Raw genomic sequence first — 26206 nt, forward strand, 5'->3', positions numbered from 1 at the left:
AACCATACACAGCATGTCGAGTTCACTTACTAAAGTTTACATAATTTACATTATGAGACTAGTGTATAAAGTATGTAATATCAGCAACTTACATGGCGCAGGACTCAAGTTGGTCCAATTGTGAGCCTAAAAATGTTTTTTGGGTTTTATGACCTGTCTTCTTGATTTGTTCTGGGGACTTGTTAGGTTTCAGCTTTGTATTATTGTCCCATGAAGCCTAGCTTAGAAAATTAATTTAAAATGCTTAGGAGCTAAATTTGGAGGTCAATTTTTTATCAATAAAAAAGCCTTGTTCGACACTCGGTCCAACAAAGCTTTCAAATAAAATTTATGCAATTGTCAACTTGACGCTAACTGTCGTTCTCCATAAATTTCATCAAAGTTTGAAAAGGAAGCTCAATGCCATTGATCCCCATTCGAGTCAGATCATTCAGGTCAATTGAGTCATCATAAACTTCAGCAAGAACCTTTGCTCGCAAACCATGGATTCCTACCAGACTTATTGTTTCACCAAGAATTGAATAGTCGCTACCTAATTGTTCCTGTACGGTATTCATATTGAAACTTACAAAATCAGCTCCGGACTTAGCTGCCATAATGGCCTTGGTGACGCTGCTCAGTCCGCCCATTTTTACAGAGACATCTTTTGACGCTAATAATTTACAGGCCTTAAAACCTTCAAGTGTAGCTTTAATGCTGATCACTGTGCTGGGACTAAGCCTCAATAACTGAAGTGATTCGTTAAGAATCTTCTCAGTACTATTACCACTAACCGGGACGAAGACAGGACCATTTATGCAACTGACTATTGATTTTGAATCATTGTCAGCAGCAACGCATTTCTCTTCTCCATCCTCAGGAAGCAAACTCAAACCATCGATGAGACTGTACTCAATTGCTTTTCTTACTTCATACAGAGAACAGGTTTTGAGGTAGATTTTCATGAAACTCCCCTGCCCTTTTTCAGGCGCAAAAAAAAGAACCCTTTCAACTATGGTCAAAAGGGTTCACCGAAATATTGCAAACTAGTTACTCGCCGCTGTCAGCCTCAATACGCTTGATGTACTTGTCGCGGCATTCGAATGAACAGAAACACTCGACCTTTTCACCGTTACGCACCCGGATGTCGCCATCTTTCGGCACATAAGCTCCGCAGATGGGATCTTTAACCATCTCGCCGGTCTTGACCTTCTTATTGAAGTCCTTGCTTTCTTTTTCCTGCTTTTTCTTCTGATCACCGCTGAAGAGCTTCCACATAATAAAAGCAGCAATAGCGATAACAATAAATTTCATCATAACTTCTATACCTCAATAAAAAGGCCGCACCTGTAGCAGATGCGGCCCAAGAATTAATCCTGATAAATCTTATTACCTTCGGTGCGGTAATCGATTTTCTTCAGAGCGTCGGCAACGGATGTTCCGTCGGGAAAGACGAGTTCCGAATCAATGTCGGTCATGGGCAAAAGCACGAATGCCCTGTCCAATGCCCGAGGATGGGGAACAGTAAGATAATTCCCGCTGTCAATAACCCGGTCTCCGAAAAGAATAATATCCAGATCTATAGTCCGGGGGCCGTTTTTAACTTCCCTAACCCGATCCATCTGCCCTTCTACTGCCTGAAGCGTAGAAAGGAAGCCTTCTGCGGACCAGAGTTCGGGGTCAACTTGAAAACGGACCACCTGATTTTTAAACCACGGCTGATCTTTCAATCCCTGAGGTTCGGTCTCATAAGTTTCAGACCAGACTTCAGGATCAATACCTTCATATTTTTCCAGCCTAGCAACAGCCTGATTCAAATTATCTTCAGAGTCTCCGAGATTTGAACCAAGACTGACGTAGACGTCTATAGTTTGGATATCCGTGATACTGCCTCCTTGAGCCTATCGGTATCAACAGTCAGCGAAATTCTGAAATACCCTTCACCGGATTCGCCGAAGCCGTTACCGGGAGTGACAACAACACCGGTTTCCTTCAGGAGCTTAGATACGAACTCGGAAGAAGTGTAGCCTTCGGGAGTTTTAGCCCATACGAAGATGGATGCATCAGGCACCTTGCAGGAAATATTGATCTTTTCTAGAGCTTCGATAACGCAGTCACGACGCTCTTTGTAGATCTTGCGGAATTCCTTAACGTAAGGTTCGCCTTCTTTAAGTGCAACAATTCCGGCTTCCTGTACAGCCTGAAAGATACCGGAGTCGACATTTTCTTTAATTTTTCCAAGTCCTGCCACGAGTGAGGCATTACCCACTGCCATACCGCAGCGCCAGCCGGTCATGTTGTAAGTTTTAGACAGGGAATGGAATTCGATGGCCACATCTTTAGCGCCGGGAGTTTCCAGAATGGAAATAGGCTTCTTGTCTTCATCGTAGTAAACTTCAGTGTAAGCCGCGTCAGCTGCGATGATAACGTTGTGCTTCTTGGCTTTAGCAACCAGCTCTGCGTAGAACTCGGGGGTTGCGGTGGCGGATGTGGGGTTGTTAGGGTAGTTTACGAAGAAAATCTTGCAGGCATCCCATTTTTCATCGCTAATTGCGTCAAGGTCAGGCAGGAAGTCGTTTTCTTCCAGAAGGGGAATCATTTCAACTTCACCACCGGCGAAACCGGAGGCTACCGGGTAAACCGGATAGTTGGGGGAAGCTACCAGTACGAGATCGCCGGGGTTAACAAAAGCCAGCGGGAAGTGAGCGATACCTTCTTTGGAACCGATCAGGGAAACAACTTCACTTGCTGCATCCAGTTCCACGTTAAATCTTTCTTTGTACCAGTCGGCAACTGCCTGACGGAAAGTCAGCAGACCTACATAAGAAGGATACTGATGGTTGACCGGATTTTTAGCCGCTTTATGCAGTGCTTCAATAATGAAATCGGGAGTCGGAAGGTCAGGATCGCCGATGCCGAGGCTGATGATATCTACTCCCTGAGCTGCTACTTCAGCTTTGAGTCTGTCAATTTCTGCAAAGAGATACGGGGGGAGTGTTGCGAGTCTGTCGGCAAGTTTAAATTCTGGCATTTCGATATGCTCCTGTCATTTTTGGTTAAATTATTATCAAAACGTATTAAATGTGCTTGTTTGCTCTGTCAATCATCTTGAGCAGTCGCGGTCATACGTGTAATGAGTATGGAATATGACCGAGAATCAAAACAATACATCCTGTAAACACCAATGGATCGACCGTTATCTGGAATACCTGCTCATTGAGCGTGGTCTTTCAGAGAATAGCCTTAATGGATATCTGAGTGATCTGGAGTCTTTTCAGTCTTTTCTGGAAAAAAGGTCCGCGAAAATTGAAGACGCCACAAGTCAGACATTGCTGCTCTACCTTACATATCTAAGGTCGAAAGCATTGAAATCAACCTCGCTGGCGAGGCATCTTTCGTCTTTGCGGGGATTTTTCGCGTTCTGCACGTCGCGGGGATTCATTAAAGAAGATCCTGCAACTCTGCTGGAAAACCCGAAGCTCCCCAGAAAAATTCCTGAGTTCCTTTCACCGGAAGAAATCGGTCGCATACTCGCCCTGCCCAAGCTGACCGAAAAACTAGGGTTTCGCGATCGTGCGATGCTTGAGCTGCTTTATGCAGCCGGAATGAGAGTCTCCGAACTGATCAACCTTAACATTGAAGACTTTGATCCTCAAACCGGAGTTCTCATTATTTTCGGCAAAGGTTCCAAGGAACGGCTGGTGCCGATTCACTATGTGGCGCAAAATTTCTTAAACCAATACATTAAGGATTGGCGTCCTGCTTTTAATCCTAAGGTCAAGAACATCTTCTTAAACAGATCAGGAAAAGGACTGACCAGACAGGGAGTCTGGAAACTGATCAAGAAGTTCGCACTGGAAGCAGGTATAAAACGTTCAATATCTCCACACACTTTTAGGCATTCGTTTGCCACCCACTTGCTGGATGGCGGTGCGGATCTGCGTACAGTCCAGTTGCTTCTCGGTCATTCAGACATTAATGCTACCGAAATATACACACATATTCAAGCCGGAAGATTGGTCCAGCTTCATAAACGCTTTCACCCCCGTTCTGTAATGTGAGATTTTAAGAATGTCAAAAAAATATGAATTAATAAAAGCTGAAACAATAATTACCGGCCACGTAAATGCGGATTTCGATTGTTTGGCCGCTATTGTAGCTGCTGGAAAATTGTATCCCGATGCCACCCTGATTTTTCCCGGAAGTCAGGAAAAGAACCTGCGTAATTTCTATATGGAGAGCGCAACTTATTTTTTTAATTTCAAGCACTTAAAAGAAATAGACAAAAGCGCGGTCAAACTTCTGGTTGTGGTCGACACTTCGCGTCGCAAAAGAATTATTCATGTTGATCCAATTCTCAAGAATCCGGGGTTACGAATTCATATATATGATCACCATATGAAATCCGAATGTGACCTTAATCCTGAATTCATCATTAAAAAGCCTTGGGGGTCGAGTGTTGCCATCCTTTCCCATGAGATTCGTGAACGAGGGATTGAAATCAATCAGGAAGAAGCAACCATCATGGGGCTCGGGCTTTATGAAGACACAGGCTCTTTCACATTCAACTCCACTACCGAGCATGATTTTGAGGCCGGAAAGTGGCTGCTTAAAAATGGTATGGAGCTGGATGTAATAACTGATCTGCTCAACCGTGATCTTTCTGCGCAGCAGATCACCCTACTTGGTCGACTACTCGAGGGCGCAACCACTCATACTATTAATGATCTGGATGTGGTCATTTCCGAGATTAGTACGTCTGAGTATGTGGTTGATTTTTCCGTGTTGGTTCACAAATTCATGGATGTTGAAAATATCAAGGTTCTTTTTGCGCTAGGACGCATGAACGATCGCATCCATCTCGTTGCCCGTTCACGGACACCGGATATAGATGTGGGTGCAATTTGTACTGCTTTCGGTGGCGGAGGCCATGTTTATGCCGCCTCGGCGACCATCAAAGATCGCACATTGGCGGAAGTTCGTGATGAACTTTTTGCCCTGCTTTATTCCAAGGTCACCCCGCGTATGAATGTTGAGTCCATCATGTCCAAACCCCCGGTGGCAATCCCTCGTGATATGACCATTTCCAAAGCTGTAGAACGGATGACTCAGTACAGCCTGAAAGGTGTTCCGGTTGTTGATACAATGGAAAATATGCGAGTTGTCGGACTTCTGGAACATAAAACCGCGGACAAAGCTCTTGCTCACGATCTGGGAGATGTTGAAGTTGAAATTTACATGCAGCACCCCTTCTCCTCCATCAAGATCGATTCCGGAATGCACCGGGTCATGGAAATCATCCTTGGCCAAAAACAAAGGCTGGTTCCGGTTGTGGAAAATGACCGGGTTGAGGCTGTGGTCACCCGGACCGACCTGATCAATATGCTGGTGCAGGACCCTGCGCGTATTCCTGAATCCCTTTTTCCGGACAAAAAACAGGAGCGCAACATCCGCAACATTATGCGCAACCGTCTGCCCAACAAGATTCTCGACATCCTTGAGACTGCCGGAGAAATGGCTGCGGAAATTGGTACCGAAGCATACGTAGTCGGTGGATTTGTACGTGACGTTTTGCTGACTAAAACCAATTTTGACCTTGATCTGGTTGTCGAAGGTGACGGGATCGCCTTTGCCAAGAAGTTGGCTCAAAAAATGGATGGCCGAGCAAAATACCATCGCAAATTCAAGACTGCGGTGGTTATCCTGCCCGACGGTCAGCGGGTGGATGTGGCAACTGCACGACTGGAATATTACGAATATCCAGCTGCCCTGCCAACTGTTGAACTCTCATCCATTAAGATGGATTTGTACCGCCGAGATTTCACCATCAACGCCTTGGCTGTGCACATTAATCCATCCAATTTCGGAAAACTGGTCGACTTCTTCGGTTCACAACGTGACTTGAAGGACAAAACTATTCGTGTATTGCACGCCCTAAGCTTTGTCGAAGACCCCACACGCATCATGCGGGCCATCAGGTTTGAACAGCGTTTTGATTTCAAAATAGGTGGCCAGACTCTTAACCTGATTAAGAACGCTCTCAAGTTGAATTTGATCAACAAGCTTTCCGGCTATCGCCTGACTCACGAAATGCGCATTATACTAAATGAAGCTAACGTGCTGCATAGCATCGAACGCATGAATGAGCTGGGTGTACTTGAGGCAATTCATCCCTTGATGGTGCTCAATTCAGCCCGATCACAGGTAATTGCTGAGCTTGAAAGACTTATGAGCTGGTACAGCTTGTTGTATCTGGAGCCGCCGCTTTCAATCTGGAAAACATATTTTCTAGCAATGTGTATGGGAATTTCCAAAGCCAAGATGGAGCAGATTTATGATCGGTTCAGCTTTTCCCCCAGTGAACGCAAGGAATTCGTCCATCTACGGGATACTGTGTTCTGGGCAGCCGGAAACATCATGAATATCAAAAAGGAAATGAAGCCTAGCGAAATTTATGAAACTCTCAAGCCTGTTCCGCTGGAAGGAGTACTTTTCATCATGGCCCGCACCAAACGGGAAATGATTAAAAAATACGTATCCCAGTATCTGACCAGCTTGAGGCTGAAAAGCATTGATGTAACGGGTGAGGATTTAAAAGAATTAGGTCTTGAACCAGGCCCTCTATATTCTGAATTCCTTAATCAGGTTAAACTTGCTTGTCTTGATGGAAAACTGAAGGGAAGGGATGAACAACTTCAATTCTTAAAGAATAAGATTAAAAATTGAAGCTTGGCAAATCACCAGTAAAACCTGCAACTGGCTGTTTATACATTATATCAATGTGATTTTTTTTTTGTTTCCCTTGCTCTTGCCGAGCAACATGTGTAGAACATGCGGACTTTTTCAATAAGCATGAAAAAAAGCCGCTCTTGAATGTTTTTTTGCGTTTAGGCTGTTTTTTCCATATTTATTGTTGATAATTAGCTGGTATTTAATTACTGGAAATTAATATTGTTTGATAAAAGACAATGCTAACAGTCCCTGCTTCCAGTTTAGCAGGAGAGTCGGACAATATCTTCACCGCCATGCGAAGGTATTGTAAAGGTTATTTTACAGATGGACGTATTATGGGCACCATGGCGGATGGACTATATTCTTGGTCCTAAGCCGGATGAATGTGTATTCTGTATTCCGGAACACACTGACGAGGATGAGGAAAGATTAATTCTGCACAGAGCTGAACACTGCTTTGTAATTATGAATAAATTTCCTTACAACAACTGTCATCTGATGGTTACGCCTTACCGTCATGTCAGTAAACTCACTGATCTTAAAGAAGCGGAAGCTTCGGAGATCATGAAATATATAACCATAAGCTGCGATATTCTGGAAAAGGCATGCAACCCTCAGGGGATAAATGTCGGCCTGAATATTGGGGAAGCAGCCGGAGCTGGGATCGCCGCCCATCTCCATTTTCAATTGGTGCCCCGTTGGAACGGGGACGCATCGTTTATGGCAGTGTTCGGAGAAACAAATGTAATTCCCGATCACTTGTCTTCAACTTATAAAAGGCTCAAGCCGTTATTTGACAGCTGCTGTCGTTAAGTAACACTAAGGAGGGTTTCATGCGTTACTTGAAGGTTTTGGCTCTGGTAGTTCTCTTTTTCCTTTCCATGGTATTTTTCATTCAGAATACCCCCGAACTTTCCAAGGAAGTTACTCTGTCCATCGAACTGTTCAATTACAAGTTCATGAGCCAGCCTCTTCCGTACTACCTGTTGATCCTGATTGCTTTTGCTGCAGGTTCCGTTCTTTGCCTGCTCTACTTCATGGCTGATAAGATTCGTCTTTCCGGACAGCTTCGTACCTGTCGTACCAGAATGGCTAACCTTGAGCAGGAAGTAAACTCTCTCCGCAACCTGCCCCTCGACGAGGGCAACTATCCCTCCGCTGAAGCAAGCGAAGAGAAGCCTGCTGAATAAAGTAAGCGCATAATTACGGAGTATACGTGTCCTTTTTAAGCGTATTTAAAAAGAAAAAAATGACGGCGTCCGATAATCGGGCGCCGTCATATTTGTCTGGAACCGGAAAAGGTAAGTCCGGACTTGCCGACACCCGTGCAGCCATTGATGAACTCAGCAAGGTTGTAAAGGATACTCCGGAAGCTGTTGAAATTTATCTCGCCCTCGGTAACCTCTACCGTTCTCAAGGGGAAATTGAACGTGCCGCCCAGATCAGGAACAGCCTGATTGTTCGCCCCGGTCTGGACCCGGCCATTAAAGCCCGCGCTCTCTATGAACTGGGACGCGATTTCAGCCGCGGCGGTTTTCTGGACCGCGCAGTGAGTGCCTTTGAAAAAGCCCGTGAGATTGCAGGAGACTCCCCTGAAATTCTCACCGAATTGGCCGAACTTGCTGCAGGCGGACGGGAATTTGAAAAAGCGGCCGCTTTTTATTCCATGCTTAACCAGCCTGTGCAGGAAGCCCATTATCTTGCCCGGTTGGCAGAAGATTACAATTCCGAAGGCGAATACGCTCTCGTTAACCGTACCCTGCGAAAAGCCATCGATATTTCACCAAGTTCAGTAGAGTCATGGCTACTGGTATTGACCAGAATGAAGCAGGAAGGCGCGCTGGATAAATTCAAAGCAAAATTTCATATCGCCCTTTCGCAGATTCCCAATAATCTACGATTTGTTCTTGTAGAAGGTATTCTGGCAGAGTCCCTTGTTTTCGGGGAAACTCCCATCAAGAAGAATGAGCTGGAGAACGATCGCAACTATCCATTTTATGAAGTGATGGTTGAAGAAATTTCCAAGTCCGACCCGGATGTGATCATGCACTATTACGGAGCGCGGCTTCTGCAACTCTGCGGCAAACAGGAAGAAGCCGGAGTATGGCTGGAAAAAACCCTAATGCTTAACCAGAGTTTCTGGCTGGCAAGACTGGAACTCTTCAACCTTGCGCAGGACCAGCAGGAACTTACTTCTTCTTTCAAAAACCAGCTCGACTTCTTTGTAAATATTGCGAGAAAAGTGCAAAGATTCACCTGTTCCAGTTGCGGTCTCAAGCGGGATAGAATATTTTTCAATTGCCCCAGATGCCGCAGTTGGCATTCAATTTCGTTCCGTAAAGAACTGAACCAGTAAGCCCCAGATATATTATTGTGAGCAAAAAGAAACTCACTCCCATGTTCGAGCAGTACATGCAGATCAAGGCCGAACACCCTGATTCTCTGCTGTTTTTCCGCATGGGAGACTTTTACGAACTTTTCTTTGAGGACGCTGAAATAGCAGCGCGCGAACTGCAGATTGCCCTGACCTGCCGTAATCCCAATTCAGAAGATAAAATTCCCATGTGCGGGGTTCCGCACCATGCCTCAAGGGCCTACCTCTCCCAACTGATTGAAAAGGGCTACACTGTCGCGCTTTGTGATCAGCTTGAAGATCCCAAGCAGACCAAGGGGCTGGTTAAACGCGGAGTTACAAGAGTTTATACTCCCGGTACCGTAGTCGAGGATGACACCCTTTCAGCCAAGGACAGTAACTATCTTGCAGCTCTGCTTTGGGATGATGCCAAGTCTGCAGGAGGTCTGGCCTGGATGGATTTTTCCACCGGCCAATGGTCCGGTATCCAGAGCAAAAATGAAAATGACCTCTGGCAATGGACCCTCAAGGTTAATCCCCGGGAGCTGATCCTTCCGCAGGGCAAGACTATCCCCGGACAATACGGTGACATGGATGCCCGCATCGCCCCTGCTCCTTCTGCCGGATATTTCAGTTACAAATCCGCCAAGGACAACGTGCTTGAAGCGCAGAACGTTGCAGACCTTGATTCGCTGGACCTTGAAGACAAGCCTCAGCTGACTCAGGCCTGCGGTGCTCTTATTTCCTACCTGCGCCAAACCCAGATGCAGGACTTTGATCATCTCGGGGAATTCAAGCCCCTGAATCTTACCAAATTCATGATTCTGGATGAGGTTACCGAGCGCAACCTTGAGCTATTCAAAAGACTGGATGGCAAAAAGGGCAAAGGCACCCTACTGAATGTACTGGATAAAACCATCACTCCCATGGGCGGGCGTCTCCTTGCTGTGCGTTTGAAACAGCCGTGGCGGGAGATTTCACCTATTGAGCACAACCAACGTGCGGTTACTTTTTTCCATGATTATGATTCCCTGCGCGCAAAAGTTCGTGAATTGCTTGATACGGTTTACGACCTTGAACGTCTTTCCACTCGTGTTGTGCTTGGGCGGGCTACACCCAAAGATTTTATTAGCCTGCGTCAGAGCTTGAAGACCCTGCCTCCGGTTCATTTCCTTTTACATGAGGCGGTCTCCGGTGCGGACGAAGAAAATCCGGTCACCCCGGCCTTAAAGGCTATCGTCAAAAAATGGGATTCCATGACCGATGTAGCCGAGCTTCTGGAGCACGCCCTTGTAGACTCTCCTCCCCCGGTGATCACCGAAGGCGGGCTGTTCAAGAGCGGATTCAACGATGAGTTGGATGAGCTTATCCAGCTGACCGAGCACGGGGAGTCCACTCTTGCCGAATTGCTGGAAAAGGAAAAGAGTGCCAATGAGCTGCCTAAACTCAAGCTGGGATTCAACAAGGTCTTCGGCTATTATTTTGAGATTTCCAAAGCCTTTAAGGGACAGATTCCGGACTATTTTGAACGGCGTCAGACCCTTGTAAATAGCGAACGCTACATCACTCCGGACCTAAAGGAGCTGGAAGAAAAACTCATTTCAGCCTCCGAGAAACGCAAGACACTGGAATACAATCTGTTCCAGAAGATACGCGAAAATGTCGCCGGAAACCGCAGTCGTTTCGTATTCATGGCAGATGCCATTGCCGCCATTGATTTCTGGCAGGGACTTGCTGAAGCCGCCCGGGCCAACCGCTGGTCCTGTCCGGAAATACATCCCGGCATGGAAGTGGTCATTGACGAAGGGCGTCACCCGGTAGTTGAAGCGGTTCAGGGAGCTGCGAACTATATCCCCAACAGCCTGACCATCGATGAAAAACGACGTATCCTACTCATTACCGGACCGAACATGGCCGGTAAATCAACCGTGCTCCGTCAGGTTGCGCTCATGGGTATCATGGCTCAGATCGGTTCTTACATCCCCGCAAGCAGCGGACGTATCGGACTGATGGATCGTGTTTTTTCCCGTGTCGGAGCCTCGGACAACCTCGCACAAGGCCAGTCCACCTTCATGGTTGAGATGATGGAGACAGCCCGCATCCTGCGTCAGGCTTCCAAGCGCAGTCTGGTCATCCTTGATGAAATCGGACGCGGAACCTCCACCTTTGACGGCCTTGCGCTGGCATGGGCGGTTGTTGAAGAGCTTTCCAAGCGTGCACGGGGCGGTATCCGCACCCTTTTTGCCACCCACTACCATGAGTTAACCTCCCTCGAGGGTGTGATTGACGGCTTGCGCAATTTCAACATTGCCGTGCGAGAATGGAAAGGAGATATTCTTTTCCTGCGTAGGTTGGTTCCCGGTCCGGCAGACAAAAGTTATGGTATCGAGGTGGCCAAGCTTGCAGGGGTACCCAAACCTGTAGTAGTCAGGGCAAGGGAAATCCTTGCGAATCTTGAAGAAAAATCGCAGGATGTGGACGGTCAGGCTGCACACCAGGCCCCGTCTGTGCAATCAATCCTGCCTGGAATGATCTGCACCGGAAATGAAAAGAAAAATGAAGCTCCGCCGGAAGATCACGCACTCATCAAAGAGTTGCGTAATCTTGATGTAAATGGACTTTCACCCATAGAAGCCCTTACCCTTCTGAATCAGTGGAAAAACTCGCTGGGAGAAAAATAATGAAATTTCATATCCTTAAAAAACAAATGCTGCTGGCCGTCCTTGCTTTTATGCTTCTGGCAACTGCCGGATGCGGCGTTAAAATGTGGCCTGCCCCTACGCAGAGCGAAGATCTTTACACCTTTGCTTCCGTGGAAGGCCGCCGCGTAGGTGGATGCCTTAAAGTTGTAGTAAAGGTTGACGGCGCATTTAAAAATGTGGACAATTTGAGTCTTCAATTTCAAGCCGATGGTTCCGGACCGGGCGAAGGCTGTCCTACATGTCCTTTCTTCCCGGCTATCAGGAAAGATTTTACCCCCGGTTCCGAAGGTATTCAATCTGACGGCTCCACTTTCGTGTTCAGCGAATGTGGACTTGATCCCGCTAAAAGCTATCGTTGGAGAGTCGTAGGACGCAATGTCTATGACGCACTTGGAGTAGTAATTTCCGACGTATACACTGCTTTACCCTAATCTTTATTAATGGAGTCCTTCCACAATGCATCATTTTGAAATCAAGAATAATGAACTGCATGCTGAAAACATCAGCATCACCGAACTTGCCAAAGAATACGGCACCCCGCTCTATATTTACTCCGCAGCAACTCTGCGCAGACATTTTGAAGCTTTCGATTCCGCTTTTACCGGTCTCGATCACATGACCTGCTACTCCGTTAAAGCAAACTCCAACCTGAGCGTGCTCAAGCTTTTGGCTGAAATGGGCGCAGGTATGGATATTGTCTCCGGCGGCGAACTTTACCGTGCTCTCAAGGCAGGTGTACCAGCCAACAAGATCGTATTTTCCGGCGTTGGTAAAAAAGCTTACGAAATTGCCGAAGCCCTCAAGGCTGACATTCTCATGTTCAACGTTGAGTCCGTGGGCGAAATGCACCGCATCAACGAAGTTGCCGAGTCCATGAACAAGACCGCGCGCATCAGCTTCCGTATCAACCCGGATGTTGATCCCAAGACCCATCCGTACATTTCCACCGGGATGAAAAAGAACAAGTTCGGTCTGGACATGGAAACCGCCAAGGAAGCTTACAAGACCGCAAAAGAACTTTCCAATATTTCTCCCATCGGAATGGACTGCCACATAGGTTCCCAGCTGACCACCATCGAGCCGTTCCTCGAAGCTCTCGACAAGCTCCTCGCCTTCCGCGACGAATTGGGCGAAATGGGTATTGAAATCGAACATCTCGACCTCGGCGGCGGACTCGGAATCACCTACGATGAAGAAGAACCGCCTCATCCCAAAGAATTTGGCGAAGCACTGAGCAAGGCTCTGGCAGGTAAAGGACTTAAAGTAGTACTTGAACCCGGTCGTGTAATTGCCGGTAACGCAGGTATTCTCGTCGGAGAAGTTATCTACACCAAGAAAACCCCGACCAAGGATTTTCTTATCGTTGATGCGGCAATGAACGATCTGGTACGCCCTTCCCTGTACCAGTCATATCACCGTATTTCTGAAGTGACCCAGAACAACCGTCCTGAAATCGATTACGATATCGTAGGTCCCATCTGCGAATCCGGTGACTTCCTTGCCAAGGATCGCCTTCTGCCCGAAATGAAACAGGGCGAGCTTATCGCAGTATACTCTGCTGGAGCATACGGTTTCACCATGTCTTCCAACTACAACTCCCGCCTGCGTGCAGCTGAAATCATCGTTGATGGCGATGACGTCATCATGGCCCGCCGTCGTGAGACTTACGAAGACCTGCTTAAACTGGAATCTTAATACAATTAGCCTCCGGCAGCCTTTCGGGGCCCCTGCCGGGGGCTAATTTTGATGCGCTACGCGCTTTTGGTTAATCTGATTTCGCCTCCGGCGGCCAAAGGAGCTAAGCCCCTTTGGAATCCCTATTAAGGGATTTTTTCTTTTTATGGGTATAAGGTCATAAAATTATGGCAAGACTTAATTCGTTTTATCTTTCTCCTGAAAATTGGAAGAAACCTTTCGTTCTCGAGAGTAGTGAAGCTAAACACCTTGGCAAAGTGCTGCGCACCCGCGTCGGCGATACTGTGCGGCTTTTCAACGGCTGCGGTAAAGAAGGACTCTTCACTGTCACTGAAATCACCAAGAGTAAGGTACAGCTTGAACTTAGCGAAGAAAAAACCTGCCCTGATCCGCGCAATATCACCCTTGCCATCGGTTGGAATAAAAGTTCCCGCCGAAACTGGATTCTGGAAAAATCCGTTGAACTGCAGACCCGCGGGCTGATCTTTTTTCAAAGTGAATTTAGCCAGGGCAAAGTTCCTGCTGAAATTAAAGAAAGCTGGAATGAAAAACTGGTCGCCGCAGCCAAACAGTGCGGCAATGCATGGCTGCCCGAACTTCAAACCGTACCCGGCTCAATTGAAAAATTGATCGAAATATCCACGTCCTACCACAACAAACTTTTCTTGTATGAAAAAGCGGATAACGATACGGTGCCGGATAATTCTGTCTTTGCCGCTGAATCGACACTGGCCGTGATTGGACCTGAAGGCGGATTCAGCCCGCGCGAAGCAGAATCATTAATTGAAAACGGATTCAAGCCCGTCAGCCTCGGCAGTTCAATCCTTCGCTGGGAAACAGCTGCCCTGCTCTGCATGGGAACAGCATATCTGGAAAAACAGAAGTAATTATATTTGAAACGGCGAAGCCTTATTAATAGGTTTTGGGATTCTTAAACCCTTTTGCAAAAGGGTTTAAGCCGCCGGAGGCAAACTTGAAATTAGAATTAACAGATAATCAGCCATTGGCTGACCGTATCCGGCCCAAGAAGATCGACGAATTTTTCGGGCAGAATCATATCCGCGAACGCGTTGAGGCATTCGAACGCTCTAAGCGACTTCCGAGCCTTTTACTTTTTGGTCCCCCGGGCTGTGGTAAATCAACCCTTGCCATGTTGCTGGCAAAATCAACTGGCAGACACTTCATGCGCATCAGTGCCCCGGAATCGGGCATTGCTGCTTTGCGCAAAAAACTGGCCGGTATGGATATCCTTATCCTTGACGAGCTGCACCGTTTTTCCAAGGCACAACAGGATTTCTTTCTGCCCATCTTGGAATCCGGTGAAATTACCCTGCTGGCAACCACTACCGAGAACCCTTCTTTCAGTGTCACCCGCCAACTGCTTTCAAGATTGCATGTCCTGCGACTCAGAGCACTGGGTAAGACCGATTTATTGGCAATTTGTAAAAGGGCCTGCGAAGAACTTGAATTTGAGCTTAGTGAAGACAGTTTGAATCTGATTACTTCCATGGCTGGCGGTGACGGTCGTAGCTTACTCAACCTGCTTGAGTATACTTCGCAACTTCCGGCTGAAAAACGCGAGGCTGAAAACCTGCGCAAAATCCTGCCTGAAACTGTCATTCGCGGCGACCGGGACGGAGATTCCCATTACGAACTAGCCTCGGCATTGATCAAATCCATTCGCGGCAGTGACCCGGATGCTGCTCTTTACTATCTGGGCTGCTTGATCGAAAGCGGTGAAGATCCCAAATTTATCACCCGTAGACTGATCATTTCCGCGGGTGAAGATATCGGCCTTGCTGATCCATATGCAATGACCATGGCCGTATCCTGTCAGCAGGCTGTTGAATTTATCGGCATGCCGGAAGGATTTATCCCTCTTTCTGAATGTGTGGTTTATCTGGCCCTTGCACCAAAGAGCAACAGCACTTACGCGGCCTACCATACCGTTAAGCAGGAGATTCGCCAGAACGGCATGCTTCCGGTTCCGTTGCATCTGCGCAATGCGACCACCAATCTGCAAAAAGAATGGGGCTATGGCCGTAATTACCTTTATCCACATTCTTATCCTAATTCTTATGTTGAGCAGGATTACCTGCCCCCGGAAATTGCGGACCGTATGTTCTACGATCCCAAAGATCAAGGTGAAGAACCGCGTCTTAATGCATGGCTGAAGGGACAGCGCCGACCGCGCCCGCAACGAAAGCGTCCTGAACCCAAAAAATGGGGCAAGTAATTTACTAGTAACTACCCGATGCAAAAGATTAAAAAGGTTGAAACGAAGCGTAGATATATATACGTACCGTTTCAGCCTTTTTTATATTCATGTTGTTGATGATGCATTATCAACAATCTAAAGCTATTTTGTTGCCTGCGTTCTTGTGGGAGTGTATGATAGTAAGCAAACCCATAAGGATACAAACATGCCCTCCTTTAATTCTATAATAGTAGAAAATATTATCGAAAGCCTTGATGTTGGAATAATGGTAATTTCCCACGAGGGAAAGATAGTTTTTCTGAATTCGGCTGCATGCTCTATCTTGAATTTGGACATGCAAAAACATCTTGGATTCGGTTGGGGAGAGCTTTTCATCACCGATGCTACCTCAAACGCCGAATTCAATCAGGTTATCCTTGATGTCATAAATGAGCGAAAGACCGGGCTTAAACACATCGTACCTTATCAGTTAAAAGATCAGGAATGCCCCAAAAAATTATCTATAACATCTTCATATTTAACTGAAAATGAAGAAGTAGTTGGACTTGTTTTTCTTTTTGAAGATGTCACGGAAATATATAATGCCGAAGAACGAGAAAGAAAAATTCTTTCCCGCAATGCTGAATTGCAAAATGAAAGGATAGAAGGGTTGGATTCTCTATCCCAGGCTGTAGCTCATCAGGTACTTAACCCCACAACTGTCATCGGCGGAATGACAAACCTTATTTCACGTAAATTACCGCAAGAAGATCCACTGCAGCGCGAGCTGAAAATAATTTCTGAAGAAGCCATGAAACTTGAAGGCTTGGTGGCTGCTGTTAAAACATATTCTAATATTCCAAAGCCCTACCCTTCAGAGATTAATCCCAAAGAATTATTTGAAGAGGCATTGCACAATGCGAATCTGATACTTGAACGTATCGGTGAGCGAATTGAGATGAAGCTGGATTGTTCTGTAGAAAAGATAACTGTCGGAAAAAAGTTATTCGAGGTTGCTGTTGTCGAATTACTGCTCAATGCCAGTAATTTTACGCCTGAAAAAATTACTGACGTCAGGATAGAGATTGAGAGAGTAAAACAGACCATCCAGATTAGAATAATTGATCATGGGATGGGCATTGAACCACATGTGATGAACCATGTGCTCGATCCTTTTTTCTCCACCAAGGCCAAGGGGGTGGGGATGGGACTCTCCAGGGTCAAAAAAATAATCTTCGAGCATCAGGGCAAACTGAATATCGAAAGCGAGGGATCAGGCAAAGGGACCACAGTAAGCATAGAACTTCCCTGCCCGGATGCTGATTGCTGTTCATCAAAAAAGAATCACTAATTAAAAGAAATTATTAAATAATTCTTTAATCTGATAATCGTAATTTTCTACGATTTCCTTTAAAATTTCAGTATCAATTCCTAAAATATCCCAGATCTCTTCGTCCACTCCGGGAAGCACGTACATTCCGCCATCAGCGATACCAACGGCTAGGGCAAGGTTGTCTGCAACTTGTAAAATCCCTGCCTCTTTCTGCTTTTTACTTTTACCCGGTGCGTGGTGGGAACTAATAATCTCAGTCAAGACAGGGGGAAAATTCCATTTTTTAAGCATGCAACGCGCCACTTCAGAATGATTAAATCCCAGAATCATGTCTTCTGCTTCAACCAGAGGGATAAAATTTTCACGGGCGAAAAGCATAGTCTGAACGGCACTGTAGGGCATCTTTTTGAAAAGAACCAACCTGCCTACATCATGCAAAAGTCCGGCAGTAAACATCATTTCCGGCACAACACCTTCAACTTTTTCCGCAATGACTTTACAAAAAACGCCGCAGGTCAATGAATGCATCCAAAATGAACGCATGTCGATGAGTTCTGGAGGAATGTCTTTGAAATAACCAATGGTGGAAAGACCCAGAGCTAGAGTGCAAAGCTCTTTCCCTCCAATTAAGGCCACTGCCCGGACGAGATTGTTGATCTCTGAAGGAAAACCGTAAAGGGGGCTGTTGACCAGTTTTAATAGCTGGGTTGAAAGTCCAACATCCAATCCGACAACTTCTGCAATATGTTCAGCTGTGCTATTGGAATCTTCAACCACTCCTTTAACTTTGAAGAAAATATCCGGAAATGATGCGACTTTAATTTCCGCTTCAACAATGTCTTCGATTGTTCCTTCGTCACGGAAAAACAAATCCCGCATCTCATCAAGGGCGGTTACGTGCTGTTCATCTTTGGTTGGAATCCGCCAACCTTCCATAATTCGAACTGCGGTCTTATAAACCGCTACATCAAAGAGCTGCATCACGACAGGATCATCATGATTGATGAACATGAAATAATCACGCGCATAGATAAATGCCTTATCAATGCTCTCTTCATCCGGCTCAGCAGCTTCTGATGCCACTATCTTCAATTCTTCAATTCCCTGATTTTTAAAAACAGAAATATTTTTGTTCGTGAGAACAGACCCGGAAGGCAAAAGCATTCTTCCTCCCTGCATCAGGTCTGCTGCTAACACCATACCCGGCTGGACGTCGTCAATGCTTACTGTCTGCATACCTCTCCTCGCATGTGTTGATTGGCAAAATCAAATCTTATGATACGTAATTGTTCCAGCGTGCTGCCTCGGTTTGAACATGTCATTCACTATATGTAATGATTCGGAGTGTCCCACATATAAGTGACCGTTATCAAGTAAATTATTATGAAAACCGCTGAGAACTTTCCTTTTCATCTCCTTATCAAAATAAATGATCACATTACGGCAGAAAACGATATTCGATCTTGGAATCATTTTTACTGAATGATTCTGGTTCAGATTAATTTTTCCAAATTTAATTAAACGCTTAACTTCCGGTTTAATTTGGTAAATATCATTCTCTTTTTCGGTAAAGTAATTGGAAACCACATGGGCAGGAGTGGTGCGCAAAGAATATCTTGTATAAATACCCTTCTCAGCCATTTTTAAAACATTTGTTGAAATATCATTGGCTGTTATACGTATTCGCCATTTTCGGATGTCATCCTTCAAGGCTTCATGCAGTATAATTGCAAGAGTATACGGTTCCTCACCTGAAGAACAACCGGCTGACCATATTTTGATCTCCCTGCGCCCACTCTTATTTCCGGCATCAATTAATTCTTTAAGTGTAAAATTCCTAAAAACTTTAAGCTGCGGATTGTCCCTGAAAAAACTTGTTTCATTAGTTGTTATCAGCTCAGTGAGCATATTCAACTCTTCAGACTTTCCTTTAGGATGTTTTTGTAGATACTCAATATAAGCAGAATAGCTCTTTAACTCTAATTCAGAAAGACGAGGAGCAAATCTATTTTCAACAAGAAAGCGTCTATTATCCTGCAAATAAATACCTGACAACTCATAGATGATATCCCTGAGCTGTAAAAATTCATTTTGGGTAATTTTTATATTACCGCTGAACCCCTTTCCCGAGAACAATTTACTCATACAATTCTACCATGATATAAATATAATTAAATTCAATTCACAACGAACCTAGTAATATTTACTTTCTTATTAGCAGAAATAAGCAGGAAATTCAAAAAAATTATCTGTTATATATTTTCTTCCACTCATCCAGAAAAAGAACGGCTGTATCTAAAGGACTCAACTGCCCCTGCTGCGCGCGAACTGCAGTTACTAAATCATCAAATCCCACATTCGCTGGCAGCCCGAGCTTTTCTATTAGCTTGACTATATCATTTTTCAATTCTTCAGGAAAATCATCATTGAAAAATGTTTCTGTCTTTCTTTCCACAGGCCAATCATTGAATCTCTCTGCAGTGAAATCAATCAAAGACTGCATCCTGACTTCATAAGTGTGATCTCTAAGAACCCTTGCCCGGGCTCTTTCTACGTAGCTATCACGTTCTTCAGGGTGAGCTAGAAAATGTCCGATCTTATGATCAAGGTCTTCAAGATTCTCAAAATGTGCCAATTCACCATCATCAAATGCTTCAGGCATAAGCGAACGCCTGTCCACAAGCTGAAAAGCTCCACAAGCAGCCAGCTCGAAAGTACGCGGATTGATAAAATCCCCGCCACTTACCAGCTCATCGGCATTGATTGAAGAATGAAGGTTGAGATTTATTTTGGTGCCGTTAAAAATTTTAACGCATTCATCAGAGGAAACTCGTCTCCCATCAAACTGTACATACGGCTCAAGTACGTGGTCCCCATCCCATTCGGTTCCCCAGATTTTCAAACCATGATGAATGAGTTTACGAAAGGCCAAGCGCCTGTTGGGATACCCTGCTCCCATGAACGAGACATCACCACCATATTTACGGGCATCAATGGAACTCAACTCTTCCGGCTTATGAAAATCAGGATGGGCAGCCAAAGGAAGGTAAAGAGCATTTTCCACCCCGATCTGCTTCAACTCACTGAAAAAAGGTTCCTTCTGAATAACTGCAAAAACATCATAAAAAGGGGCAAAAGACTGCCAGTAAGTGAACAGGCGGAAGTCTTCCACAAACCACATGGCGGTTTTCACATTATCCTTGCGCAACCTTTTTAGGGCTTGGTGGGTCAGCGGAGCCTGAGCCATGGCCAACACCATGTCCGGCTCAAAAGTTTCAACTTTGGCCAGCACAGCCTGCGAGAGCATATTCAAGTAACTATTGCGCAGATATTGGTGCCTGTCAGAGGTAACCTTCAAATCATCAAGAGCATTGTACGCTCCATAAAAATCCGGGGCTTCAAAAGTCTCAACCAAATGCCCCATCTTTTCCAACGCTGAAACGCAGAATCTGCCCACAGGCAAAGAACCACCATAGAGAGGAAGTACAACCAGAATTCTCAGCACCTTATTATTGTCCATGACTTTACCTTTATATTTAAGCTGTTATCCAGTCTTTATCTTTATAAAATTTTTCAGCCAGATCAGGGAACGGGCCATGCTCACCAATATCAAGCACTCCCAGATGGCAACCTATAAATTTACGTAATCTTTGCCTGCGTTCTCCGCTGGGATCGTTCCCGGCTTTAAGAGTGAATTGAGTACCTAGAAAATCACACCCGGATTCAAATACGGAAATCCCGGCAGGCAGATGTTCCGGCTTGCGCGTGGCAATGTAGCGTGCAGTTAATGGATCTTTAAACGGAGCCAGACATTTCATATCATGGTAACAAGGCTGGGCTTCCATGCATGGCGAACAATCTGTGTTAGCTTGAAGAATAGTGTGCCCCGCACCATAAGGACCGGTTTCAGTGCACCAAGCAGAAGACAAGAAAAATCCTAGAACAGGCACTCCCAAATGAGCAGCCAGATGCATAGTTCCGGTATCGGGGGTAATCAGCAAATCCAACCCTGCAACAGCATCTACCAGTCCCTGCCAGTCGGTTTCCCCGGCAAGGTTAGCTGTGCTTTGCGCGACAGCAGCCGGTAATTTGGAGAGAAGTTTGCGTCCGGCATCGCGTTCAGCCTTGCTGCCAAGCAGAAAAATCTCTTTATTCTTTATTTTTGAACGTGCTGACATAACCAGAGGAGCCAAAACCTCATAAGGCAAAGAGCGCCTGCTTTCACGTCCGGCCAGCACCACCCCGATTCCTTTACCTCCGGGTTCGGCAACGGGATTCACATCTTTAGCCGGAATCATATTCGGGCTGAGCGCGGCCCAGTAATCAACCAGATTTATATTGTTGCGCCGCTCTGAGGCTAAACGAAATCCCAACTCAAACCATGAATCTTTCATGGTTTGGCCTTTCACCCGTTTATGCCCCTTGACCTTTTTGGGATCAAACATTGCTGAAAGGGCATAGTTCATGGATGAAAAGTTAAGATTGTATATTTCGCTGAAATTTATTTCAGATAATTGTCTGAATCTTTCGTAGTTAACCGGTAGTACTGTATCTGTACCCTGCCCTTTTATCCCGCTGCCATGGGCAATGAGGGGATGGATTTCGCAGTCCGGGTATAATATCCGGGCCAGTTCTGCGAGAGATCGATCCAGGCAGAGATGAACTTTAAATCCGCGCCGTTGCAGCGTAAGTACAAGACGCTTGGTCTGGACCAGATCGCCAAATCTTGTCAATTGTATAACCAGAGCCCGTTTCATTAAATATCCGTATCCTTGCAAGGGTTTGATTTTTTGAATTATATCTTTTTATCAGCACTTTGTCATTTTACAATGCACCTACTCATTTGATATGCAGGACTTCTATGACTTACTACCCTATTTTTCTTAAAGTGAAAAACCGCAAGTGTTTGCTGGTCGGAGCCGGCTCTGTGGGGATGCGCAAACTCAAGTCCATACTTGTATGCGACCCTGAACAGGTTACTGTTCTCGATACAGCTGAACCAAGTTCGGAAATGCTTGAAATCAGCCGTGATCACCGCGTGATTTTCGAGCAACGTCCGTTTAAGGATGAAGATCTTGATGATATTTTTATCGCCTTTGCCTGTACCAACAACACAGAGCTCAATCGCCGAATGGCTGATCTTTGTACTGAAAAAAATATTCTCTGCAATATCGCTGACTTTCCCGAAGGAAGCAACTTTATTGTTCCCTCGGTGATCAGGCAGGGAGATTTAACATTGGCGGTATCTTCCGGGGGATGCACCCCGGCATTAACCAAGAAAATTCGCCGAGAATTACAGGATATTTTCGGACCGCACTACGCAGCTTTTATTACTTTAATGGGAAGAATAAGACCGCTGGTCCTTGACCTCGGCAAGGAAACAAGCCACAACACCGCTTTGTTCAGGCAGCTTGTTGCTTCTCCAATTTTAGATGAGCTGGAGGCTGGAGACATGGCTCGGGTGAAGGAAATTCTTACCCGAACCCTGCCCCAAGAACTTGTTCCCCGTATACCGGAGTTAATTGATGACCTTATTTGAATTATTCCAGTACGTGATTATCGCCCTTTATCTTACGGGCACTGTTTGCTTTTTCATCGGAAGTCTCAAAAACAATAAGGTATTGGGAAAACTGGGTAACCTTTCCGCTGTCGGCGGGTTTGCCCTGCACACCCTCGACCTGCTTCTCGCTGTCACCCTCTACCGAGGCACTGTTCTGAGCGGCGGGTATTTTTATTTCAGTCTGCTGGGCTGGAGTTGTATCTTCGTTTATTTCGGACTGTGGTGGAAACTGCGCTCCACATTTTTTGCGCTTACAGCCTCCCCGTTGGCACTGCTCCTTTTTCTTGTTTCCCTTGCTTCCCAGAGCCTGAAGGTTACCCTTCCTGCACATCTGGCCGGACTCTTCATCGGTCTCCACATCGGGACTATCTTTGTCAGCATCGCGCTCATGGCCATGGCTGCCGGGGCCGGGGTCGCTTTTATCTACCTGAACAACAAAATTAAAACCAAGGCAAACCTGACCGGTATAGAAAAGGAAATGCCTTCGCTTAATACTTTCGACAATGTAAACCATTGGTCGATTATCATCGGGTTCCCTCTTTACACTTTGAGTCTTGCTTCCGGTTTCCTCTGGGCACGGGCAGCTTTCTCCAAAATGTTCTCCTGGGACCCCAAAGAGATCGTTACTTTAGTAGTCTGGTTTCTTTTTGCATTCGTCTTTCATCAGCGCATCATGGTGGGCTGGAGAGGCAAGAAACCGGCAATTCTGGTGATCATCGTTTTTGTTATCACCATGATTTCCTTGTGGGGCATCAACTTTTTTGTTCCCACTCACCATAGCTTTAAAGTCTGATATGGACCATAATATTTACCTTATCGGCCTCAACCACCGCTCCGCCGGAGTGGATGTGCGTGAGCGTTACGCCCTGACCAACGTAGAGGAGTTCGAATCCGGACTGCTTGAAATTGGTGTGCGTGAAGTAATGGCCTTATCCACCTGCAACAGGGTTGAAATCCTTGTTGTCTGTGCTCCGGAAATCACCCAGACCAATATCCTTGAATATTGGGCAAAAAGATGCTGTGGTTCTGTTTACGAACTTGAACCCAATACCTATTGCCACGACGGGTTGAACGCGGTGAAACACCTCTTCCGGGTGGCATGCAGTCTTGATTCAATGATTGTCGGTGAGCCTCAGATTCTGGGTCAGCTCAAAGATTCATACCGAAAGGCCGTTGAAGCCGGGGCTGCAAGAGTCATCATCAACCGTATGCTGCACAAATCATTTTTTGTGGCTAAAAGGGTCCGCACTGAGACTTCCATCGCATCCAGCGCGGTTTCCATCAGTTATGCTGCGGTTGAGCTTGCCAAAAAGATTTTCGGTGAACTGGAAGGCCAGCGGGCCATGTTAATCGGAGCCGGGGAAATGGCAGAACTTGCCGCAACCCATCTCCTGAACAGTGGCGTAGAACAGATTTCCATCGCCAACCGCACCTATTCCCGTGCTGAAGATCTTGCAAAATGCATGGGAGGAAGCGCTGTTTCCTTTGAAAATCTTTACGACCATCTCGTGGAAACCGATATCATCATCAGTTCCACAGGAGCACCGCATGCGGTCATCTCTGCTAAAGAGATGAAAAAGGTCATTAAAAAACGCAAATACCGCCCCATGTTCTTCATCGATATTGCCGTACCCCGCGATATCGACCCGGATGTTAACGGTCTGGATAACGTCTATCTCTACGATATCGATGATCTCAAGGACGTTGTAGAGGAAAACAAATCCCAGCGCGAAGATGAGGCGGTAAAAGCCAACTCCATCGTTGAGTTCGAGACCCTTTCCTTTGGTAACTGGATCAACTCTCTTGACCTGCAGCCGACCATTGTGGATCTGTTCAACCGTAGTGAAAGCGTTGCCCAGCAAGAGCTTGCCAAGACTCTCAAGCGACTTGGTGATGTGGATGCCAAGACCCACAAGGCCCTCGAAACCATGGCTATGTCTATAGGTAAGAAACTTTTGCATGAGCCTGTTGCTTTCCTCAAACGCCGTACTGAGGAAGAAGGCAAGGCAGATGAATTTGTTGATCTTGCACGACGCATGTTCAATTTGGATAATGAGACTATTCCTGCGGATGCACATTGCGGCAGGAAGAAAAATCGGAACCTTGAGGACTAAAGGATTTCAGGAATGAGAAACTATCTGCTGGACGACATATACGAACAAGATATTAAAAAAATTTCCGATGCTCTGACTGAGCTTGAATTTCAAGGACCTATTGAAGGAATTTTCTATCTTCCGGTTCCTGAAGAGCTTCTCAATGACGAGCAGAAAGAACATATGGGCGAATGCGGACCGTTTTTCATGGCTCTTGAGGTTGAGGAAACATCCGTAAAGGTTGAGCTGCTTGTACGTGCACGCAACAAGATCCGCTGTTCCTGTGTGGCCTACGCTACTTCCGAGCAGCGTACTCACATGATGGAATACATCGACAAGTTCATCGCCGATTTAGAGATTTCTTATTAAGATGCCTCCGGCGGCGCTTTCAGCGGGACCAGCGCTGCTCTCTATATCCGTAAGACTCGAGCAAAAAGCTCTCGCCTAACGGCTATAGGTAAGAAACTTTTTAAAAAAAGTTGCTCTGGACTCTTCAAAAACTTTTATTAGGCTCCGCCGATTTAAATTATGAAATCTTTGCCAACTAAGATTCAGGAATTAAATCCAAAACAAGCAAAGCTTTGTTTAGATATTGAAAAGTTTGGCAAATTAAAATCCAGTGAGAACTTCGCCGCAAAAAACATGCTTGTCGGTGTTTCCGGCGGCATTGATTCTACAGCTTTATTGATCATTGCGACCCTGCTCGCCCATAAATCGGGGGGCAGGGTTTTTTGCGCCCATGTGGATCACGGTTTGCGTGATGAGTCAGCCGGGGACAGGGCTTTTGTTGAAGAATTGTGTGCGGAACTTGGTGTTCCGGTCGAGTCTCTCAAAGCTGATGTTGCAGGCTATGCCGAGCAAAATTCTATTGGTCTTGAAGAAGCCGGACGGATCATCCGTTATAATTTTTTCAAACAATGCTTGAAGAAATTTGAGGCGGATTATTTGTTACTGGCACATCATATTGGTGACTTGTCTGAAGATGTAATCATGCGGCTTATCCGGGGAACGGGCTGGCCAGCTCTTGCTGGAATGGATGCTTATGATCCGGCAAGAAAACTGCTGCGTCCCCTGCTCTCTACGAAAAAAGAAAAGCTTGAAGATTTTCTGCGATCCATCGACTGCTCATGGCGCGAAGACGAGACTAACAATAGTGATGACTACACTCGTAACCGGGTGCGGAACCGCATTATGCCTTTACTTTATCAAGAGAATCCCAGCCTTGGTGCGGGATTAGTCAGACTGAAAAGTCAGGCGGAGTTGGATGAATCCTTTTGGGATGAACAGGTAGCAGAAGCTCTTGAACATGCTCAAAAGACTATAGACGGCGGAATTTTACTACCTTGTTCAATTTTGAACAAATATCACTCCGCCTTAAGGTTGCGTATTTATAAAAAAATTTTGGATGATATTGGTCCGGGCCATGCCCTGTTTGATTCAATTTTACTATTGGATCAGAGCTTTTTAGCTCGAAAATCCGGTTCAACCTTCCAATTTCCCGGAAACAAGGTTGTGAAGGTTAATAAAGCAGGACTCTTATTCAATATTAATTAGGGCATTGA

Annotated in this window: 24 protein-coding genes; 16 read left to right on the forward strand and 8 right to left on the reverse strand. The window is 45.8% G+C overall.

The window, feature by feature from the left end:
- Nucleotides 1-350 precede the first annotated feature (350 nt).
- Genes ACO05Z_RS09390 through ACO05Z_RS09405 form a run of 4 tightly spaced genes read right to left on the reverse strand, consistent with a single transcriptional unit; the run spans nucleotide 351 to nucleotide 3010 of the window.
- Complete coding sequence (locus tag ACO05Z_RS09390) at nucleotides 351-1001, reverse strand: transaldolase family protein (protein ID WP_421901913.1); 651 nt, start codon at nucleotides 999-1001, stop codon at nucleotides 351-353.
- A gap of 28 nt (nucleotides 1002-1029) precedes the next feature.
- Nucleotides 1030-1296 (reverse strand): transcriptional regulator, encoded by a 267-nt coding sequence (locus ACO05Z_RS09395; RefSeq protein ID WP_421901914.1) that lies wholly within the window; start codon nucleotides 1294-1296, stop codon nucleotides 1030-1032.
- Nucleotides 1297-1349: 53 nt separating this feature from the next.
- Nucleotides 1350-1865 (reverse strand): 2-amino-4-hydroxy-6-hydroxymethyldihydropteridine diphosphokinase, encoded by a 516-nt coding sequence (gene folK, locus ACO05Z_RS09400; protein ID WP_421904180.1) that lies wholly within the window; start codon nucleotides 1863-1865, stop codon nucleotides 1350-1352.
- Complete coding sequence (locus tag ACO05Z_RS09405) at nucleotides 1844-3010, reverse strand: LL-diaminopimelate aminotransferase (protein ID WP_421901915.1); 1167 nt, start codon at nucleotides 3008-3010, stop codon at nucleotides 1844-1846. Before ACO05Z_RS09405 ends, folK begins: the two co-directional genes overlap by 22 nt.
- Before the next feature lie 115 nt (nucleotides 3011-3125).
- Here ACO05Z_RS09405 and xerD point away from each other — a divergent pair, with 115 nt between their 5' ends.
- From xerD to ACO05Z_RS09460, 11 genes are all read left to right on the forward strand, one after another.
- Nucleotides 3126-4040 (forward strand): site-specific tyrosine recombinase XerD, encoded by a 915-nt coding sequence (gene xerD, locus ACO05Z_RS09410; protein WP_421901916.1) that lies wholly within the window; start codon nucleotides 3126-3128, stop codon nucleotides 4038-4040.
- A 10-nt stretch (nucleotides 4041-4050) separates the two neighbouring features.
- Nucleotides 4051-6705, forward strand: coding sequence for a CBS domain-containing protein (locus tag ACO05Z_RS09415; protein ID WP_421901917.1), 2655 nt, complete (start codon nucleotides 4051-4053; stop codon nucleotides 6703-6705).
- 330 nt (nucleotides 6706-7035) lie between these two features.
- Nucleotides 7036-7524, forward strand: coding sequence for an HIT family protein (locus tag ACO05Z_RS09420; protein WP_421901918.1), 489 nt, complete (start codon nucleotides 7036-7038; stop codon nucleotides 7522-7524).
- Between the two features lie 20 nt (nucleotides 7525-7544).
- Complete coding sequence (locus ACO05Z_RS09425) at nucleotides 7545-7901, forward strand: LapA family protein (protein ID WP_015851832.1); 357 nt, start codon at nucleotides 7545-7547, stop codon at nucleotides 7899-7901.
- A gap of 92 nt (nucleotides 7902-7993) precedes the next feature.
- Entirely contained in the window at nucleotides 7994-9067 is a 1074-nt protein-coding gene (locus ACO05Z_RS09430; protein ID WP_421901920.1) for a tetratricopeptide repeat protein, read from the forward strand.
- Nucleotides 9068-9084: 17 nt separating this feature from the next.
- A complete protein-coding gene (gene mutS / locus ACO05Z_RS09435; RefSeq protein WP_421901921.1) occupies nucleotides 9085-11745 on the forward strand; it encodes a DNA mismatch repair protein MutS in 2661 nt (886 codons plus the stop codon).
- A complete protein-coding gene (locus ACO05Z_RS09440) occupies nucleotides 11745-12197 on the forward strand; it encodes a hypothetical protein (protein WP_421901922.1) in 453 nt (150 codons plus the stop codon). The genes mutS and ACO05Z_RS09440 overlap by 1 nt, the downstream gene beginning before the upstream one ends.
- A 25-nt stretch (nucleotides 12198-12222) precedes the next feature.
- Nucleotides 12223-13461, forward strand: a complete 1239-nt coding sequence (lysA, locus tag ACO05Z_RS09445) for a diaminopimelate decarboxylase (protein WP_421901923.1) — start codon at nucleotides 12223-12225, stop codon at nucleotides 13459-13461.
- Nucleotides 13462-13628: 167 nt separating this feature from the next.
- Nucleotides 13629-14348, forward strand: a complete 720-nt coding sequence (locus ACO05Z_RS09450) for a 16S rRNA (uracil(1498)-N(3))-methyltransferase (RefSeq protein ID WP_421901924.1) — start codon at nucleotides 13629-13631, stop codon at nucleotides 14346-14348.
- Nucleotides 14349-14434: 86 nt separating this feature from the next.
- The gene (locus ACO05Z_RS09455; RefSeq protein ID WP_421901926.1) at nucleotides 14435-15697 is read left to right on the forward strand and encodes a replication-associated recombination protein A; all 1263 of its coding nucleotides are present in this window, start codon (nucleotides 14435-14437) and stop codon (nucleotides 15695-15697) included.
- 187 nt (nucleotides 15698-15884) lie between these two features.
- Complete coding sequence (locus ACO05Z_RS09460; protein WP_421901928.1) at nucleotides 15885-17009, forward strand: two-component system sensor histidine kinase NtrB; 1125 nt, start codon at nucleotides 15885-15887, stop codon at nucleotides 17007-17009.
- Here ACO05Z_RS09460 and ACO05Z_RS09465 read toward each other — a convergent pair whose 3' ends face one another.
- The 4 genes from ACO05Z_RS09465 to ACO05Z_RS09480 form a co-directional block, all read right to left on the reverse strand.
- Nucleotides 17010-18227 carry an HDOD domain-containing protein gene (locus tag ACO05Z_RS09465; protein WP_421901929.1) on the reverse strand — a complete coding sequence of 406 codons (1218 nt, stop codon included), beginning with the start codon at nucleotides 18225-18227 and terminating at the stop codon, nucleotides 17010-17012.
- A gap of 30 nt (nucleotides 18228-18257) precedes the next feature.
- The gene (locus tag ACO05Z_RS09470) at nucleotides 18258-19136 is read right to left on the reverse strand and encodes a CheR family methyltransferase (RefSeq protein ID WP_421901930.1); all 879 of its coding nucleotides are present in this window, start codon (nucleotides 19134-19136) and stop codon (nucleotides 18258-18260) included.
- Between the two features lie 100 nt (nucleotides 19137-19236).
- A complete protein-coding gene (locus ACO05Z_RS09475; protein WP_421901931.1) occupies nucleotides 19237-20511 on the reverse strand; it encodes a CgeB family protein in 1275 nt (424 codons plus the stop codon).
- 16 nt (nucleotides 20512-20527) lie between these two features.
- On the reverse strand, nucleotides 20528-21748 hold the full coding sequence (locus tag ACO05Z_RS09480; RefSeq protein ID WP_421901932.1) for a glycosyltransferase family 9 protein: 1221 nt from the start codon (nucleotides 21746-21748) through the stop codon (nucleotides 20528-20530).
- A gap of 104 nt (nucleotides 21749-21852) precedes the next feature.
- Between ACO05Z_RS09480 and ACO05Z_RS09485 the strand changes: the two genes are divergently transcribed.
- The 5 genes from ACO05Z_RS09485 to tilS all read left to right on the forward strand — a co-directional run bounded on the left by ACO05Z_RS09485 (nucleotide 21853) and on the right by tilS (nucleotide 26198).
- The gene (locus ACO05Z_RS09485; protein WP_421901933.1) at nucleotides 21853-22530 is read left to right on the forward strand and encodes a precorrin-2 dehydrogenase/sirohydrochlorin ferrochelatase family protein; all 678 of its coding nucleotides are present in this window, start codon (nucleotides 21853-21855) and stop codon (nucleotides 22528-22530) included.
- Nucleotides 22517-23344 carry a cytochrome C assembly family protein gene (locus ACO05Z_RS09490; RefSeq protein WP_421901934.1) on the forward strand — a complete coding sequence of 276 codons (828 nt, stop codon included), beginning with the start codon at nucleotides 22517-22519 and terminating at the stop codon, nucleotides 23342-23344. Before ACO05Z_RS09485 ends, ACO05Z_RS09490 begins: the two co-directional genes overlap by 14 nt.
- A gap of 1 nt (nucleotide 23345) precedes the next feature.
- Nucleotides 23346-24665, forward strand: a complete 1320-nt coding sequence (gene hemA, locus ACO05Z_RS09495) for a glutamyl-tRNA reductase (RefSeq protein WP_421901935.1) — start codon at nucleotides 23346-23348, stop codon at nucleotides 24663-24665.
- A gap of 12 nt (nucleotides 24666-24677) precedes the next feature.
- Nucleotides 24678-25013: a hypothetical protein gene (locus ACO05Z_RS09500; RefSeq protein WP_421901936.1), complete on the forward strand. Its 336-nt coding sequence runs from the start codon at nucleotides 24678-24680 to the stop codon at nucleotides 25011-25013.
- A 159-nt stretch (nucleotides 25014-25172) separates the two neighbouring features.
- Entirely contained in the window at nucleotides 25173-26198 is a 1026-nt protein-coding gene (gene tilS, locus ACO05Z_RS09505) for a tRNA lysidine(34) synthetase TilS (protein ID WP_421901937.1), read from the forward strand.
- Nucleotides 26199-26206: the final 8 nt, after the last annotated feature.

Origin of the sequence: Maridesulfovibrio sp. (assembly GCF_965230075.1) — a bacterium.
Taxonomy (GTDB): domain Bacteria; phylum Desulfobacterota; class Desulfovibrionia; order Desulfovibrionales; family Desulfovibrionaceae; genus Maridesulfovibrio.

Bases quoted from the DNA above. Each gene is read 5' to 3' on its own strand.
- ACO05Z_RS09395 (WP_421901914.1), bottom strand. From the start codon at position 1,296: ATGATGAAATTTATTGTTATCGCTATTGCTGCTTTTATTATGTGGAAG.
- ACO05Z_RS09415 (WP_421901917.1), top strand. From the start codon at position 4,051: ATGTCAAAAAAATATGAATTAATAAAAGCTGAAACAATAATTACCGGC.
- ACO05Z_RS09465 (WP_421901929.1), bottom strand. From the start codon at position 18,227: ATGCAGACAGTAAGCATTGACGACGTCCAGCCGGGTATGGTGTTAGCA.
- ACO05Z_RS09425 (WP_015851832.1), top strand. From the start codon at position 7,545: ATGCGTTACTTGAAGGTTTTGGCTCTGGTAGTTCTCTTTTTCCTTTCC.
- ACO05Z_RS09450 (WP_421901924.1), top strand. From the start codon at position 13,629: ATGGCAAGACTTAATTCGTTTTATCTTTCTCCTGAAAATTGGAAGAAA.
- ACO05Z_RS09480 (WP_421901932.1), bottom strand. From the start codon at position 21,748: ATGAAACGGGCTCTGGTTATACAATTGACAAGATTTGGCGATCTGGTC.
- ACO05Z_RS09490 (WP_421901934.1), top strand. From the start codon at position 22,517: ATGACCTTATTTGAATTATTCCAGTACGTGATTATCGCCCTTTATCTT.
- ACO05Z_RS09420 (WP_421901918.1), top strand. From the start codon at position 7,036: ATGGACGTATTATGGGCACCATGGCGGATGGACTATATTCTTGGTCCT.
- lysA (WP_421901923.1), top strand. From the start codon at position 12,223: ATGCATCATTTTGAAATCAAGAATAATGAACTGCATGCTGAAAACATC.
- ACO05Z_RS09440 (WP_421901922.1), top strand. From the start codon at position 11,745: ATGAAATTTCATATCCTTAAAAAACAAATGCTGCTGGCCGTCCTTGCT.
- ACO05Z_RS09405 (WP_421901915.1), bottom strand. From the start codon at position 3,010: ATGCCAGAATTTAAACTTGCCGACAGACTCGCAACACTCCCCCCGTAT.
- ACO05Z_RS09500 (WP_421901936.1), top strand. From the start codon at position 24,678: ATGAGAAACTATCTGCTGGACGACATATACGAACAAGATATTAAAAAA.
- ACO05Z_RS09470 (WP_421901930.1), bottom strand. From the start codon at position 19,136: ATGAGTAAATTGTTCTCGGGAAAGGGGTTCAGCGGTAATATAAAAATT.
- hemA (WP_421901935.1), top strand. From the start codon at position 23,346: ATGGACCATAATATTTACCTTATCGGCCTCAACCACCGCTCCGCCGGA.
- ACO05Z_RS09475 (WP_421901931.1), bottom strand. From the start codon at position 20,511: ATGGACAATAATAAGGTGCTGAGAATTCTGGTTGTACTTCCTCTCTAT.
- ACO05Z_RS09485 (WP_421901933.1), top strand. From the start codon at position 21,853: ATGACTTACTACCCTATTTTTCTTAAAGTGAAAAACCGCAAGTGTTTG.
- tilS (WP_421901937.1), top strand. From the start codon at position 25,173: ATGAAATCTTTGCCAACTAAGATTCAGGAATTAAATCCAAAACAAGCA.
- ACO05Z_RS09460 (WP_421901928.1), top strand. From the start codon at position 15,885: ATGCCCTCCTTTAATTCTATAATAGTAGAAAATATTATCGAAAGCCTT.
- xerD (WP_421901916.1), top strand. From the start codon at position 3,126: ATGACCGAGAATCAAAACAATACATCCTGTAAACACCAATGGATCGAC.